The organism is Caulobacter sp. GW822-FHT01G02, assembly GCF_058802865.1.
In genome coordinates, this window is record NZ_JBXAON010000004.1 from 504,879 (window position 1) to 519,259 (window position 14,381).

The window sequence follows — 14,381 nt, forward strand, 5'->3', positions numbered from 1 at the left end:
CGAGAGATACTGACCGGTAACTCGCACGTCAAGGAGAGCACTGCCAAAATGGCGACGAGAAATTCTGGGGACGTTGTCGGGGGCGACACGGAAACCGCTGTGGGGGCAACCCCAAGCGTGGCCGTATCCAAGCGCCCCGCGCGGGACCGGATCTTCGAGACCGCCCGCGAGCTGTTCTATCAGCACGGCATCCGCGCGGTCGGCGTCGAGACCATCGCGTCCGAGGCCGATGCGACCAAGATGACGCTCTATCGCAACTTCCCGTCCAAGGACGAGCTGGTCGCCGAGGTGCTGCGCGAGCAGGAGCGCGACTACTGGGCCTGGTGGGAAGAGGTGACGTCGTGCTGCTGCACCGACCCGCGCGCCCAACTGGAAGCGATCTTCGACGCCTTCGAGACCAAGGCCTGCAACGCCGACATCCATGGCTGCCCGCTGTCGAACGCCGCCATCGAGCTGCACGAGGAAAACCACCCGGCCCAGGTGGTCTCGGTCAACTACAAGAAAGAGCTGTACCGCCGGATCAACGCCCTGACCCGGGCCGCGGGGGCCAAGGACGACGACCTCGCGGACTCTCTGATGCTGCTGATGGAAGGCGCCTCGGGGGCTCGCGTGACGCTCGGTGCCGGCGGTCCGGTTAAGGCCGTGGCGCGCTCGGCCAAGGCGCTGATCAAGTTCCATCTCGACGGCCGCTGAGCGCAAGGCGCGTCCGATTTCGGTCGCCTGGAGCGCGGCGGCGAAGCCGCGCGCCGTCTATGATCGGGTGCGCAGCAGGATCTTCGAGCGTGCTTCCAGCCCCAGCAGGGTGAACAGCACCAGGAAGGCGAAGGCCAGCAGCATCAGCGACAGCTGATGCGCCCTCCCCCACTCCATGCCCTCGACCAGGCGATAGATCTCGGTCGAGAGCACGCTGGTCTCGCCCGGGATATTGCCGCCCAGCATCATCACCACCCCGAACTCCCCCACCGTGTGGGCGAAGACCAGGATGGCGGCGGCGACATAGCCCGGGATCGACAGCGGCAAGGCCACCCGCCAGAAGCGCTGCCACGACGAGGCGCCCAGGGTGGCGGCGGCCTCCATCGGCTCGTCGCCGATCGCCAGGAACGCATTGCGCAGCGGCTGCACCGCGAACGGCAGCGAATAGATCAGCGAGCCGATCACCAGTCCCTCGAAGGTGAAGGCCAGGGTGCGGACCCCGAACGGCTGGAACAGCGCCATCAACGGGCTTTTCGGCCCCAGGGCGATCAGCAGATAGAAACCCAGCACGGTCGGCGGCAGCACGATCGGCAGGGCGACCAGCGCCGTTACGGGCGCGCGCAGGGCCGAGCGGCCGCGCGCCAGCCACCAGGACAGCGGCGTGGCCAGGGCCAGCAGCAGGATCGTGGTGATCCCCGCCAGCTTGCCCGTCAGCCACAGGACCTCCGTCATCCCTAGCGGACCTCGTAGCCGTAGCGCTTGATGATCGCCTTGGCCTCGCCGCTCTTCAGGAACTTCAGGAAGGCCTTGGCCGCCTCGCTGTCCGCGCCGGCCTTCAGCAGCACGGCCTGCTGGTCGATCGGCGTGTGGTGCGACGCCGGCACGATCCAGCGCGAGCCGCCCGGCTCGTTGATCACCTGCGACAGGGCCACGAAGCCCAGCTCGGCCGCGCCCGTCTGGACGTATTGGAAGGCCTGGGTGATCGACGCGCCCTGCACGATCTTCGGCTTCAGCGCGTCGTAGAGCTTTAGCCGGGTCAGGGTCTCGACCGCCGCCTGGCCGTAGGGCGCGGTCTTGGGATCGGCGATCGACAGCTTCTCGAACTTGCCGGTCTTGAGCACCGCGCCCCCCTTGGTATTTGGACCGTCCACCAGGCCCGGGGTCTTGCTGAACAGCACCAGGCGGCCGGTGGCGTAGGTGAAGCGCGATCCCGGAACCGCAAGGCCCTCGGTCTCGGCCCTTTGCGGGCGCTCGGCGTCGGCCGACAGGAACACCTCGTAAGGCGCGCCGTTGGCGATCTGGGTGTAGAACTGGCCAGACGCGCCGAAGCTCAGGCTCGCGTCATGGCCGGTTCTGGCCTTGAACTTCGCGGCGATCTCCTTGGCGGCCTCGGTGAAGTTGGCCGCCACGGCCACCTTGGTCTCGCCGGCGAAGGCGGTCCCGCCCAGGACCACGGACAAAAGCGCGGCGATCAGCATCGGACGGCGGGCGATCATCTGGTAATCCTAGCCTCTCAACGGTGTTTTCGGGCTGCGGTTATGTAGCTCCTGTACATAACGGTGAAACAGTGGCCCGCGAAGACGATTTCAGCGCCTCCCTGATCTTGAGGCGCGGCGGCCTGGCCCGCGTGGGGCTGGACCGCATCGCCCTGCTGGAGGCCGTCGCCGGCCTGGGTTCGATCAGCGCCGCCGCCAAGCAGGTCGGGCTCTCCTACAAGGGCGCCTGGGACGGGATCCAGGCGCTGAACAACCTCTTCGACGCCCCCCTGGTCAGCGCCGCGCCCGGCGGCAAGAGCGGCGGGACGGCCGAGGTCACGCCGCGTGGGCAAGCGGTGATCCGCGCCTTCCGCGCCGCCGAGCGCGAGGTGAGCGCGGCCTTCGCGCGGCTGGAGGCGGATCTGTCCGGCGACGCCGAACTGCTGTGGAGCCTGGATCTGCGCACCAGCGCCCGCAACGCCCTGCGCGGCGAGGTGATGGCGGTCAAGGGCGACGGCGTCACGGCGACCGTGACCCTGGCGCTGGGCGAAGGCCTCGTCCTGCGCGCCTCGATCACCCAACGCAGCGTCGAGGACCTGGGCCTCGCACCCGGCCAGGCGGTGATCGCCCTGATCAAGTCCAGCTTCGTGCGGATCGGAGCCGATCCCCCCGGGGGCGACGGCGACAACCGCCTGCCCGGCGAGATCGTCGACCGCGAGGCCGGCGACGCCTCGGCCGAGGTGACGATCGCCCTGACGGCCGGGAAGAGCCTGACGGCCACCTTGAAGCCGGAGGATGCGGCCTGGGGCCTGGCGGTCGGCGCCAAGGTCGAGGCGCGGATCGCGGCGGCGGATGTGATCCTGGCGGTCGACTGAGGGGCCGAAACCTCGCGGGCCCGCTAGCCCTTCAGCGCCTCGTTCGCCCCGTCGACGAACTTGCGCAGCAGCCGCGCCAGGTCCTTGAGTTCCTGGTCGCTCCACGCCGCCATCATCGGCCCGACCAGCCGCTGGCGCGCCGCGTCCAGCCTGTCGACCACTTCCGCGCCCTTCTCCGTGACCACCGCCTCGCGCACGCGCTTGTCGGTCGCGCCGGGGCGGCGCTCGACCAGGCCCAGGCTTTCCAGCTTGGCGACCTGACGACTGACCACCGAGTGGTCACGGCCGGCGAGATCCGCCAGCTCGACCACGCCGATCGGCCCTTTTCGACCAATGCGCCCGAGCAAGGGGAAAAGCGCCCGGTCCAGCGACACGCCGGCCTCGCGCAGCAGCAGATCATCGGCCTGAGGCCGATTGAGGAAACCCGCGAGGTCCATCATCGCCAGGTGAATGTCGCGAAGCTCGGGATTCATAACGTGCATTTTGCACGTTTTTAATTGACCCCGTCCAGCCTCGGATTTATGTGCTTTTTGCACGCAAAATATGTGCATAACGCACGCGTTAGGAGATGCGATGACCCTCGCCCAATCCGCTCCCGAAGACACGGACGTCCTGATCGCCGGCGCGGGTCCGGCCGGCCTGACCCTGGCCATCGACCTGGCCCGCCGGGGCGTCGCCTTCCGCCTGATCGACAAGGCCGAGCGCCCGTTCCAGGGCTCCCGCGGCAAGGGCATCCAACCCCGCAGCCTGGAGGTGTTCGAGGATCTCGGCGTCCTGGCGCCCATGCTGGCCACGGGCGGCCCCTATCCGCCGGTGCGGAACTACGCTCCGGACGGCGGCTTCGAGGAGACCGTCATCGCCGAAGGCGCGAGCCCCTCCCCGGCCGAGCCCCACGCCACGCCGCTGATGCTGCCGCAGTTCCTGACCGAGACCATCCTGCGCCAGCGCCTCGCCCAACTGGGTCACTCGCCGGAATACGCCGCCGAGCTGGCCGGAATCGACCAGGACGCCGAGGGCGTCACCGCGACCCTGGCGGATGGCCGGACGATCCGCGCCCGCTGGCTGGTCGGCGCCGACGGCGGCCGCAGCTTCGTGCGCCACGCGCTGGCCATCGACTTCCCAGGCAAGACCCTGCCGGGCCTGGCCATGGTCGCCGACACCCGGCTGACGGGCCTGTCGCGCGAAGCCTGGCACGTGTTTGGCGACCGCCACACCGGCCAGGTCTCGTTCTGTCCGCTGGCGGGGACCGACCTCTTCCAGATCCAGGGCCACGCGCCGGCCACCGGCGAGGCGGGTCTGACGGTCGAGGGCCTGAACACCTTGATCCGCGAACGGACGGGCCGCGACGACATCGTGGTCCACGACATGTTCTGGGCCTCGGTCTACGGCCTCAACGCCCGCCTAGCCGATCGCTACCGCGTCGGGCGCGTGCTGCTGGCCGGCGACGCGGCCCACATCCATCCCCCGACTGGCGGCCAGGGTCTGAACACCAGCATCCAGGACGCCTATAACCTGGGCTGGAAGCTGGCCGCCGTGCTGGACGGCGCGCCGGAAGGTCTGATTGACAGCTACGAGGCCGAGCGCCGCCCGATCGCCGCCGACGTGCTGGGCCTCTCCACCGATCTCCTGGCCAAGGCCCTGACGCGCCAGGGCATGAGGCGCGGCCGTGAGGCCCGGCAGCTTGACCTCGGCTACGAAGGCTCGACGCTGTCGCTGGACCTGGGCGTCGAGGCCAAGGTCGCGCCGGGCGATCGCGCACCGGACGCGCCCTGCCAGGGTCGGCGTGTGTTCGAGGTGCTTGCGGGGCCACACTGGACGCTATTGGGCAAGAGCGCGATCGCGCCGCGCCCCGGCCTCGTCGTCGCGGACCTGACGGACACCGATGGCTGGTTCGCCGACGCCTACGGCCTGCCGCCCGGCGGTTTCGTGCTCGTGCGCCCCGATGGCTACATCGCCACGATCGGCCAGGCGGGGGACGAGGCGGCGGTCGAGGCCTATCTCCCCCAGGTCGGCGTCTAGCCCAAGCAATCGGCCAGGCCGTCGCGGCGCACCGCGCCCGAGGCCTTGCCGATCTTCTGGGTCCGCTTGGCCACGTACTTGCCCGGCTTGATCACCCGCCACTTCAGCGGGCTGGGCAGGATGGCCGCCAGCCGCGAGGCCTGGGCCTGGGTCAGCTTGTCGGCGTCGACGCCGAAATAGCGCTGCGAGGCGGCCTGGGCGCCATAGATGCCCGAGCCGAACTCGATGGAGTTCAGATAGACCTCCATGATCCGCTCCTTTCCCCACAGCAGCTCGATCAGCACCGTGAACCAGGCCTCCAGCCCCTTGCGGACGTAGGAGCGCCCCGGCCACAGGAAGACGTTCTTGGCCGTCTGCTGGCTGATGGTCGAGCCGCCCCGGATCTTCTTGCCGGCCTCGTTATTGGCATAGGCTTTCTGCAGGGCGTTGAAGTCGAAGCCATGGTGCTCGCAGAACCGGGCGTCCTCGGCGGCGATCAGGGCGCGCGGCAGCGCCGGCGCGACCTTGTCGATCGGCCTCCAGCGGTGATCCAGTCCCCGCCCCTCGACGGCGCGGATGACCATCAGCGGCGTCACCGGCGGCGGGATGAAGCGATAGAGAATCACCGTCACCACCGGCCCGGCCACCAGCACGATGAACAGAGCCAGCGCGATATTCCGCAACAGCCGCCGCACGAACGTCCCCCAAGAAGCGTAACCGAGAAGTCTACTTGTCTTGACCTTGCGGACGGATGCTAACCAGACGCATCGCCGCTGTCGCGCGACATAGATACACGGGTTTCAAGGAGCCTTCGATGGACGTGATCGACGCCGTCAACCGCCGCATGTCGGTGCGCGCCTTCAAGCCCGATCCCGTGGATGGGGCCCTGGTCCGCGAACTGCTGGAAGCGGCCGCCCGCGCACCGTCCGGCGGCAATCTTCAGCCCTGGCGCGTCCAGGCCATCGCCGGCGAGCCGCTGGAAAAGCTGAAGGCGACCATGCTGGCCCGCGTGGCCGCGCCCGACCCGACCGAATACGACGTCTATCCGGCCAATCTGTGGGAGCCGCTGCGTACGCGCCGCTTCCAGGTCGGCGAGGATATGTACGGCGCGCTGGGCATCCCGCGCGAGGACAAGATCCAGCGCCTCCAATGGTTCTCGACCAACGGCCAGGGCTTCGGCGCGCCGGTGCAGCTGTTCTTCTCGATCGACCGCCGCTGCGGCCCGCCGCAGTGGAGCGACGTCGGCATGCTGATGCAGACCTTCATGCTGCTGGCCGTCGAGCGGGGCCTGGACACCTGCCCGCAGGAGTTCTGGTCGCACTACAACAGGATCGTCGACGACCATGTCGGCCTGCCGGAAGGCCATATGCTGTTCTCCGGCATGGCCCTGGGCTACCGCGACGAAGCCGCGCCGGTGAACAACTTCCGCTCGCGGCGCGCGCCGTTCGAGGAGTGGGCGGAGCTGAAGGGGTTTTGAAGTAGGCGCCGCGCTGTCCTCGCCCTTCGACAGGCTCAGGGTGAGGAGGTTGGATGCACCAGCGCCAGAAACACCTCACCCTGAGCTTGTCGAAGGGCGAGGGGTTTGGCACGGATTTGCGCCAATTCAATCTATAGCCGTATACATTTCAAATTCTCGCCTCGAGACTTGAGCGATGTACGACATCCAATCCGCCTGGGTCTACATCCTGCGCTGCGCGGACGGATCCTACTATGTCGGCTCACATCGCGGCCCCGACCCTGCCGTTCGCGTAAGCGCTCACAATGAAGGGCTGGACCCGAAGGCCTTTACCTACAAGCGCAGGCCTGTCGAACTGGTCTGGGCGGGCGACTTCCAATTCATCACCGACGCCATCGCCTTCGAGCGCCAACTGAAGGGCTGGAGCCGCGCGAAGAAGGAAGCGGTGATCCGTGGTGACTGGGAGGCGCTTCCCGGTCTGGCGCGGCGCCGAACACCCCGCCCTTCGACAGGCTCAGGGTGAGGTGTTTCTTGCCGCCACGTATCAAGTCCTCATCCTGAGCTTGTCGAAGGACGAGGACGTCGGCGGTGAGCCTACCCCGCGAACTGGCGCGGGCCGCTCAGGTCCGGGATCTCCAGCACGCCGGCCTCGCCGCTCTCGTCGCCCCAGGCGAAGAACCGGCCGTCGGGGCTGGTCGACAAGGCGCTGATCGAAGCGCCCTTCTCGGCCTTCAGGGTCTCGATGCGGCCGTTGCGCATGTGGGCGGCCCAGATCTTGCCGTTGTCCTGGGCGGCCAGGCAGACCGGCTGGGCGTCGATCCCCGCCACCCGGACGACCATCGAATCGCGGGAGAAGCCGATCTCGGCGGCTTCCTTGCCCATCGGGCCGTTGGCGCCGGCGAACGGCCAGATGACCGCGCCCGAGGCGCCGGCCGTGGCCAGCAGGTTACCCTTGTCGAAGAAGGCCACGCTCTTGATCTTGGACGGGTAGCCGCCCATCCGCATGTCCTTGCCGTCGGACAGGCGCCAGCCGTGCAGCTGGTTCTCCTGCATCGACGAGATCAGGAACTTGCCGTCCGGGCTGAAGGCCACGGCGATATGGCTGCCGGCCCACTTCAACACGGTCGGCTTCTGGTCGGCGATGCGAGCGTACCACAGCTGGGCCCCGCCATAGGTGGCGCTGGCCAGGCGGCGGCCCTTGGGCTCGAAGGCCAGGCCTGACACCGTCTTCTCGTGCTGGAACGTCCGGGCGAAGGCCGGGTCGGCGACGTCGCGGACATGAACCTCCTTGCCGGCCGTGAAGGCGATCAGGCCCGAGGCGGCGCTGGTCGCCACATGCTCGATCCACCGGTTCTTCACCTCGGCGATCAAGGTGGCGACCACCTCGCCCCCCTCGATTCGGCTCCAGACCACCTTGCCGTCGTCGCCGCCGGTGACGACGCCGACGCCGCTGGGATGGATGGCGGCGGCCAGGACGGCCCCGCCCATCGCGCCGCCATGGGCCTCGACCGTGACGAATCCCTCCTGGGTCTGGAGGCGGACAGTGCCGTCGCCCAGGGCGAACATGGCGCGGCCCGAGCGGTCGAACAGGGCTTCGGTGACGAAGGCGTCGAAAGAAAAGATCATGCGCGCGAGATAAGGCGCCGGGCCGCCGACGACCAGACTCTTTCAGAAAGCCCGCCGTTGCGGCGCATTTCGCGCCTCGGGCGAAGCGGCGCCCGCGAAGCTGCACGTTCGAACGGCGTTCGGTCAAAAAGAGTCGAAAAGGGGGTTGCTATTGCGATGCGTCGTCGGGCTTTACTTCCGCGCCCGTCTACGCCAGACGTGGCGAGGTAACGACATTTCAGGCGCGCCCGTGTCGGCGCGGCCTTCTGGGAGACAGTCAGGCTATGGCGGCTAAACTTGCTGGCGGCGGCGGTGGCCGTTATTCGCTGGGCCAGAATTCCGAAATCAACGTCACGCCCTTCGTGGACATCCTTCTGGTTCTGCTGATCATCTTCATGGTCGCCGTGCCGATGGCCGTGACCTCCATCAAGATCGACCTGCCCCCGGCGGTTCCGCCGCCCCCGAACGCTCCGAAGCCGAAGGAACCGGTCTTCATCTCGATCCAGAAGTCGGGCGCGATCTTCATCGCCGAGAAGCAAACCAGCCTCGACGGCCTGGAAGCCGATCTGAACGCCAAGTTCGCCGCGACCGGCCAAACCGGCCCGAAGGACGAGCAGCGCGTCATGATCCGCGCCGACGCCGACGTGCTGTACGCCGACTTCATGGGCGTGCTGAACCAACTCCAGACCTCGGGCTGGTTCAAGGTCGGCCTGATCAACGAAGACCTTCACTAGGCTCTTCGGCGACAGCCAAGAACACGAAAGCCCCGGAGCGCGCGCTCCGGGGCTTTTTGTTTGCTCCAAGCTCTACCTTGGCGCGATCCTTGCTTGTCCTTTCGCCGTCCCTTAACGGCGGAGCCCAGACGGATGACGACGATCGGCGGCGGCGCGCTCACTCAGCAGCTGTATCAGAAGCTTTTCGACAAGCTGGACACCGATACCGACCAGACCTTGAGCTTCGACGAGCTCAAGGCGGCGGACTCGGGCCGATCCGGCGATGCGTTCGCCACGATGATGCGGGGCCTGGACGCCGACCAGGACGGCAAGATCGGCCGGGCGGAAATGGCTGCCGCCCCTTCGGCGGGCGCCCTGGCGTCCAGTTCCGGCTCCGAGGCGATCGCCAGCCTGTTCGCCCGCGCCGATATCGATGGCGACGGCAAGCTGTCCGACGACGAGATGGAGGCCGAGAAGGCCCTGCGCCGGGCCGACACCCTGGACAACGGCTTCCTGTCCGGCCCGGTGTTCCTGGCGCGCGACGCCGACGGCGACGGTTTGCACTCGCGGGACGAGATGGTCGCGGCGATGCCGCAGAGGCTGCCGGCGAGCGCGCTGCGGGTCGATGTCGAGCCCGCGCAATGGAGCCAGATCCGCTCCGGCCCCGATGGCGAGACCGTGGCGGCGCCCCCGACCCGCACGGACGAGGACAGGCAGAAGCTCCTTGATCAGTTCGCCGCCGACCAGGCCGAGCGCGAGTCGGGCCCGGCCGGGACGATCAAGTATCTGACGCGCGAGATCGGCGGCCTGCGCGACAAGGCGGCGGCGGATTTCGCCGCCTCGCCGATGACGCAGACCCTGTCGAGCCGGCTCTTGGCCCAGATCCTGGGCGGCCTGGCCGCCTAGGAAGTCTAGGCCGCCGTCGCCTCGAAGCCCTTGCGCAGCTCGGCCTCGTCCAGGTCGCGGCCAATGAACACCATGCGGCTGTAGCGCTTGTCCTTGTCGGTCCACTCGCGCTGGAAGTCGCCTTCCAGGATCATGTGGACGGCCTGGAACACGAGACGCTTGTTCTCGCCCTTCACGTCGATGATGCCCTTGGCGCGCAGGATGTCCGGGCCGCGCTTGGCCAGCAGGTCGTTCAGCCAGGCGGTGATCTTCTGGCCGTCGACGGGCTTGTCCAGCGTCAGGGAGATCCCCTTGACGCCATCGTCGTGGATGGCGCTGGCGTGGCCGTGGTCATGGCCGTGGTGGTGATCATGACCGCAGTGTTCGTCATGGACGTGCCCATGGTCGTGCCCGTGGTCATGATGGTGGTGATCATGGCCGCAGTGCTCGTCGTGGACGTGGCCGGCCTCGCCGTGGGCCGGGTTCAGGAACGACGGCTCCAGCTCGGTGATCCGCTCCAGGTCGAAGCTGTGCTTGCCCAGGATGGCGTCCAGCGGAACGTTCGAGCGCTGGGCGCGGTGGATCGGGGCCAGCGGGTTGATGCGGCGGATACGGGCCTCGACGTGGCGCAGATCGTCCTCCGACACGAGGTCGGTCTTGTTCAGCACGATCTGGTCGGCGAAGGCGATCTGCTCGACGGCTTCCTTGCTGTCGGAGAGGCGCAGCATGATGTGCTTGGCGTCGACCACGGCGGTGACCGAATCGAGGGCCGTGCGCGCCTTGACGTCGTCGTCGACGAAGAAGGTCTGGGCCACCGGGCCCGGATCGGCCAGGCCGGTCGTCTCGACGATGATGGCGTCGAAGCCGCCCTTCCGCTTCATCAGGCCCTGGAGGACGCGGATCAGGTCGCCGCGCACCGTGCAGCAGACGCAACCGTTGTTCATCTCGAACACTTCCTCGTCGGCCCCGACCACCAGGTCGTTGTCGATGCCGACCTCGCCGAACTCGTTGACGATCACGGCGTAGCGCTTGCCGTGCTCCTCGGTGAGGATGCGGTTGAGCAGGGTGGTCTTGCCGGCGCCGAGATAGCCGGTCAGCACGGTGACGGGGATCTTGCCGGGAGCGGGAGCGGTCTGGGTCATGGCCGCTATTTAGGAGGCCGGGACGCGGAGCGAAAGCCGCTTACGTCTTGAAGAACGCAACGGCGAGGCCGACCAGGACCAGGGCCACGCCCAGGATGGTCTCCTCGTAGCGCTCGACCCATTGCAGGCCCAGGCGCTTGAAGCCGGCCAGGGACAGGCTGGTGAAGATCAGCATGCCGGCCGAGGTGGCGGCCAGCAGCACCGCGCTCAGCACCAGGAAGGCCTGCCAGCCGTGCTGCATCCCGGCCAGGTAGTAGGGCAGGAACGCCTCGCAGGGCGAGAGGGTCAGCAGGGTGACCAGGGCGATGATCGCGGCGCGGTCGGAGGCGTAGACGCGCCTGCCCGCTTCCGGCAGCGCGTGGTTGTGGCGGCCGCGCGCTATATAGAAGAGGCCCACGGCGACCATCAGGCCGCCGACGACCCAATGGAAAAAGCCGCCCAGCTTGGGCTCCAGCGCCAGGCCGGCGACCACCAGGCCCAGGCCGAGGGCGATCGTCAGGCCCACATGGCCGAGGCCCGCCAGCAGGGTCACGCCCAGGGTTCGGCTCGTGGACCACTTCTGGGCGCGGCCGACCAGCACGAACGGCAGCCAGTGCGTCGGCAGAGCCGCATGCAGGAAGGCCACGGCGAAACCGGTCACGGCGATGGAGGTGAAAAAGGTCGAGTTCACGTCACGGCATATAGCGCGTTATAAAGTAACGTCCCAGGGGGCGTGTCCGCCTAATCGCACTTAAGCGCCGTGTCGTCGGATTCCGGCCCAACGGCGTTGACTCCCGCCCTTCTGGCTGTATAAGTCGCGCCCTCTTCGCCCGCCGGGTTTCCGAGCGGGCGTTCCCTATTTTGCGAACGCACGTTTTTAAGGCGCTAACCTATGTACGCGGTGATCAAAACCGGCGGCAAGCAGTACCGGGTTCAAGCCGGCGACCTGCTGGTTGTCGAAAAGCTCGAAGGTGAACCCGGCGCTGCCGTGGCCTTCGGTGAAGTCCTGATGCTTGGCGAAGGCGAGGCCGTGACGGTCGGCGCCCCTACCGTGGACGGCGCTGTCGTCTCCGGCACCCTGCTCGAAACCCGCAAGGGCGAGAAGGTGAAGATCTTCAAGAAGATCCGTCGCCAGGGCTATCGCCGCACCCGCGGTCACCGCCAGTTCGAATCCGTCGTGCGCGTCACGTCGGTCGTCGGCGCTGGCCTGGAAGCCAAGTGGGAAGGCGCTATCGACCTGACCCCGAAGGTCATCCTGAACGCCCGCGCCCGCGGCCTCGGCGACGCCGCCGTCCCGGCGACGATCCCGACCGGCTCGACCGAAGCGGCTCCGGCCGCTCCGAAGAAGGCCGCCAAGGCTCCGAAGGCTGTTGACGTCGCCGCCGAGCCGGCCGCCGAAGCCGCCCCGAAAAAGAAGGCCGCCCCTAAGAAGGCCGCCGCCACCACGGAGGAAGGCGAAGCCTAAGGGCGACGCCTTCTAAAGGTAGGAGAGCAAGATGGCTCACAAGAAATCAGGCGGCTCGTCCAGCAACGGTCGCGACTCAGAGTCGAAGCGCCTTGGCGTGAAGAAGTTCGGCGGCGAGAAGGTTCTCGCCGGCAACATCCTCGTGCGTCAACGCGGCACGAAGTTCTATCCGGGCACGAATGTCGGCATCGGCAAGGACCACACCCTCTTTGCCCTCGTGCAAGGCGCCGTGGGCTTCGTGACCAAGAAGCATAACCGTACGTACGTGACGGTGACCCCGGCCGCTCAACCGGCCGAGTAAGCACGAACCAGAGTTTCTTCGGATCGTGCTTCTCACTCAGAAGACGATCCGGACAGACGATCTCTAGCGGGGAGTCCGGAACGCCGGGCTCCCCGCTTTTGTTTTGTCTCGCCGCCATGAAATCGAAAGCTTCGCCATGGCGGCGTCACGGTTCCCAAGCAAGAGGAGCCGGAAACTCTGGGAGGCGCCGATGTGCGTCATCGAAGAAAGACCCGTCATCGAAACCCAGCGGCTAACGCTGCGCGCGCCGGCCAAGGCCGACGTCGAGCGCGTGGCGGCCTTCTGCGTCGATCATGACGTCGCGCGCATGACCACCCGCATGCCCGCGCCCTATACCCGCGGCCACGCCGAGGATTTCGTGGCCCGCTGCGGAACCCAGGACCGGTCTCGCGACAACACCTTCGCCATCGAACTGGCCGACGAGGGCCTGATCGGCGTCATCGGCCTGTTCACCACGCCGGAGGATCGGGTCGAGCTGGGCTACTGGATCGGCCGCCCCTACTGGGGTCGCGGCTACGCCACCGAGGCCACGCGCGGCGCGCTGGACTGGGCCCGCTCGGCCTGGAGGAAGCGCTATGTCGTGGCCGGCCACTTCGCCGACAATGACGCGTCGGGCCGCGTGCTGGTCAAGGCCGGCTTCCTGTACACCGGCGTCGTCGAGCACAAGCCCTCGATCGCGCGCGGCGAGCCGGCGACGACGCGGATGATGGTGTGGCTGGCCTAGGAATCCAGAGAATCTGCTCCCCCTCTGAGGGAGGAGAAATCTTTAGGCGCCTTAAGCCGCCCGGTGCGTGTGGATCACCTTCTGCGGGCCTTCGCGGAAGCGCTTCTCGGCCGTGATGATCCGCTCGCACAGCGCGTCCAGGTCCGACAGCAGCGAATAGGTCGCGTAGATGGGGATCTCCATCAGCGCCACCTGCGCGCGCGGCATGAACTCGGTGTACTTCTTCCACGAGATATGGGCGTCCCGCGCGCTCGTCGCGCGCTGGCCCAGCGGATTCCACAGGTCCAGGTCCATCAGCTCATCGCGGCACTGCTTCATGACCGGCAGGGCGATGTAGAGGAACAGGAAGGTCGGGGTGGCGGCGCGGCCGAACTGCGGCTGCACCTGCAGGTGCCAGATCCGATAGGCCTCGAAGAAGCCGGCCTTGCGGACCGGATCCGGCGGCAGCCAGGTGGCCTGCTCGTTGATCAGTTCGTTGGCGGTGCTGGACCGCTTGACCAGTTCGTCGGCGGACGCGCCGGCCGGCATGGCCTTGGACAGGGCCGAAACCGGAATGGCCAGCTTGCGGGCGACGTCGGTGAAGGCCACGTGCCTGCCGGCCATCGGCGTGAACTGGCCGAACGACGGCGCGCCGGGCATGCTGGCGCGCTTGGTGGCGGCGGTCTTGTGCATCAGCAGCTGTTCTTCACGCTGCTGTTCCGCCCGCAGGCGGTCGAATTCGATCTCGTGGGCGGCCTGTTCCTCGGCCGTCATCCACTTGGCGCGGCCGGGACCATAGGTGCGCTCGTAGCGATTCAGCAGGACCAGGCTGTGGTCGCCGGACGGCCTTAGGCCCACCTCCGCCAGGAACGTCTTGAACTCGCGCCACTGCGGCGCGACGCCGGTGCCCCGGGCGATCAAGATGTTGCGGTGAACCGACGCCTCGGCGCTATACTTACGGTGAAGGTCCTGCGTCGACAAATCGCGCAGATCCCTCGCCAGTATCGCCTTGCTGTCTTCTGCCGTAGCCAAAGGTCAGCCTCCAGTTCCGTCGCATGAAGCGCCGGTTACGCTGCCAAGACACTTTGTCG

General features: G+C 67.6%; 18 protein-coding genes. 10 read left to right on the forward strand and 8 right to left on the reverse strand.

What is annotated here, in order from left to right:
* Nucleotides 1-48: 48 nt before the first annotated feature.
* Nucleotides 49-693, forward strand: a complete 645-nt coding sequence (locus AC1RNC_RS14660; RefSeq protein WP_492887114.1) for a TetR/AcrR family transcriptional regulator — start codon at nt 49-51, stop codon at nt 691-693.
* A gap of 57 nt (nt 694-750) precedes the next feature.
* Here the strand turns inward: AC1RNC_RS14660 and modB are convergent, their stop codons facing one another.
* Nucleotides 751-1,425, reverse strand: coding sequence for a molybdate ABC transporter permease subunit (gene modB, locus AC1RNC_RS14665; RefSeq protein ID WP_492887115.1), 675 nt, complete (start codon nt 1,423-1,425; stop codon nt 751-753).
* A gap of 2 nt (nt 1,426-1,427) precedes the next feature.
* Nucleotides 1,428-2,189 (reverse strand): molybdate ABC transporter substrate-binding protein, encoded by a 762-nt coding sequence (modA, locus tag AC1RNC_RS14670; protein WP_492887116.1) that lies wholly within the window; start codon nt 2,187-2,189, stop codon nt 1,428-1,430.
* Nucleotides 2,190-2,260: 71 nt separating this feature from the next.
* Here modA and AC1RNC_RS14675 point away from each other — a divergent pair, with 71 nt between their 5' ends.
* A complete protein-coding gene (locus AC1RNC_RS14675; RefSeq protein WP_492887117.1) occupies nt 2,261-3,043 on the forward strand; it encodes a TOBE domain-containing protein in 783 nt (260 codons plus the stop codon).
* Between the two features lie 23 nt (nt 3,044-3,066).
* Here AC1RNC_RS14675 and AC1RNC_RS14680 read toward each other — a convergent pair whose 3' ends face one another.
* On the reverse strand, nt 3,067-3,516 hold the full coding sequence (locus AC1RNC_RS14680; protein ID WP_492836482.1) for a MarR family winged helix-turn-helix transcriptional regulator: 450 nt from the start codon (nt 3,514-3,516) through the stop codon (nt 3,067-3,069).
* A 100-nt stretch (nt 3,517-3,616) separates the two neighbouring features.
* Here AC1RNC_RS14680 and AC1RNC_RS14685 point away from each other — a divergent pair, with 100 nt between their 5' ends.
* Nucleotides 3,617-5,062: an FAD-dependent oxidoreductase gene (locus AC1RNC_RS14685; RefSeq protein ID WP_492887118.1), complete on the forward strand. Its 1,446-nt coding sequence runs from the start codon at nt 3,617-3,619 to the stop codon at nt 5,060-5,062.
* Here the strand turns inward: AC1RNC_RS14685 and mtgA are convergent.
* Nucleotides 5,059-5,736: a monofunctional biosynthetic peptidoglycan transglycosylase gene (gene mtgA, locus AC1RNC_RS14690; RefSeq protein ID WP_492836478.1), complete on the reverse strand. Its 678-nt coding sequence runs from the start codon at nt 5,734-5,736 to the stop codon at nt 5,059-5,061. The genes AC1RNC_RS14685 and mtgA overlap by 4 nt on opposite strands.
* 119 nt (nt 5,737-5,855) lie before the next feature.
* On the opposite strand from mtgA, the gene AC1RNC_RS14695 reads away from it, so the two are divergent.
* Together AC1RNC_RS14695 and AC1RNC_RS14700 are read left to right on the forward strand one after the other, a co-directional pair.
* Nucleotides 5,856-6,518, forward strand: coding sequence for a nitroreductase (locus AC1RNC_RS14695; RefSeq protein WP_492887119.1), 663 nt, complete (start codon nt 5,856-5,858; stop codon nt 6,516-6,518).
* 175 nt (nt 6,519-6,693) lie between these two features.
* Entirely contained in the window at nt 6,694-7,020 is a 327-nt protein-coding gene (locus tag AC1RNC_RS14700) for a GIY-YIG nuclease family protein (RefSeq protein WP_492887120.1), read from the forward strand.
* Nucleotides 7,021-7,091: 71 nt separating this feature from the next.
* On the opposite strand, the gene AC1RNC_RS14705 is transcribed toward AC1RNC_RS14700, so the two are convergent.
* Nucleotides 7,092-8,123: a WD40 repeat domain-containing protein gene (locus AC1RNC_RS14705; RefSeq protein WP_492887121.1), complete on the reverse strand. Its 1,032-nt coding sequence runs from the start codon at nt 8,121-8,123 to the stop codon at nt 7,092-7,094.
* Nucleotides 8,124-8,386: 263 nt separating this feature from the next.
* Between AC1RNC_RS14705 and AC1RNC_RS14710 the strand changes: the two genes are divergently transcribed.
* Together AC1RNC_RS14710 and AC1RNC_RS14715 are read left to right on the forward strand one after the other, a co-directional pair.
* Nucleotides 8,387-8,836, forward strand: a complete 450-nt coding sequence (locus AC1RNC_RS14710) for a biopolymer transporter ExbD (protein WP_125156952.1) — start codon at nt 8,387-8,389, stop codon at nt 8,834-8,836.
* 132 nt (nt 8,837-8,968) lie between these two features.
* Nucleotides 8,969-9,721, forward strand: coding sequence for a hypothetical protein (locus AC1RNC_RS14715; protein WP_492887122.1), 753 nt, complete (start codon nt 8,969-8,971; stop codon nt 9,719-9,721).
* Nucleotides 9,722-9,726: 5 nt separating this feature from the next.
* Here AC1RNC_RS14715 and AC1RNC_RS14720 read toward each other — a convergent pair whose 3' ends face one another.
* Nucleotides 9,727-10,842 (reverse strand): CobW family GTP-binding protein, encoded by a 1,116-nt coding sequence (locus AC1RNC_RS14720; protein WP_492836470.1) that lies wholly within the window; start codon nt 10,840-10,842, stop codon nt 9,727-9,729.
* A 40-nt stretch (nt 10,843-10,882) separates the two neighbouring features.
* Complete coding sequence (locus AC1RNC_RS14725; protein WP_492887123.1) at nt 10,883-11,512, reverse strand: hypothetical protein; 630 nt, start codon at nt 11,510-11,512, stop codon at nt 10,883-10,885.
* A 201-nt stretch (nt 11,513-11,713) separates the two neighbouring features.
* Here AC1RNC_RS14725 and rplU point away from each other — a divergent pair, with 201 nt between their 5' ends.
* The 3 genes from rplU to AC1RNC_RS14740 all read left to right on the forward strand — a co-directional run bounded on the left by rplU (nt 11,714) and on the right by AC1RNC_RS14740 (nt 13,311).
* Nucleotides 11,714-12,286, forward strand: a complete 573-nt coding sequence (rplU, locus tag AC1RNC_RS14730; protein WP_492102102.1) for a 50S ribosomal protein L21 — start codon at nt 11,714-11,716, stop codon at nt 12,284-12,286.
* Between the two features lie 31 nt (nt 12,287-12,317).
* On the forward strand, nt 12,318-12,587 hold the full coding sequence (gene rpmA, locus AC1RNC_RS14735; RefSeq protein WP_096052697.1) for a 50S ribosomal protein L27: 270 nt from the start codon (nt 12,318-12,320) through the stop codon (nt 12,585-12,587).
* A 190-nt stretch (nt 12,588-12,777) separates the two neighbouring features.
* On the forward strand, nt 12,778-13,311 hold the full coding sequence (locus AC1RNC_RS14740) for a GNAT family N-acetyltransferase (protein WP_492887124.1): 534 nt from the start codon (nt 12,778-12,780) through the stop codon (nt 13,309-13,311).
* Nucleotides 13,312-13,362: 51 nt separating this feature from the next.
* Here the strand turns inward: AC1RNC_RS14740 and AC1RNC_RS14745 are convergent, their stop codons facing one another.
* Nucleotides 13,363-14,322, reverse strand: coding sequence for a hypothetical protein (locus AC1RNC_RS14745; protein ID WP_492836463.1), 960 nt, complete (start codon nt 14,320-14,322; stop codon nt 13,363-13,365).
* Between the last annotated feature and the right edge of the window lie 59 nt (nt 14,323-14,381).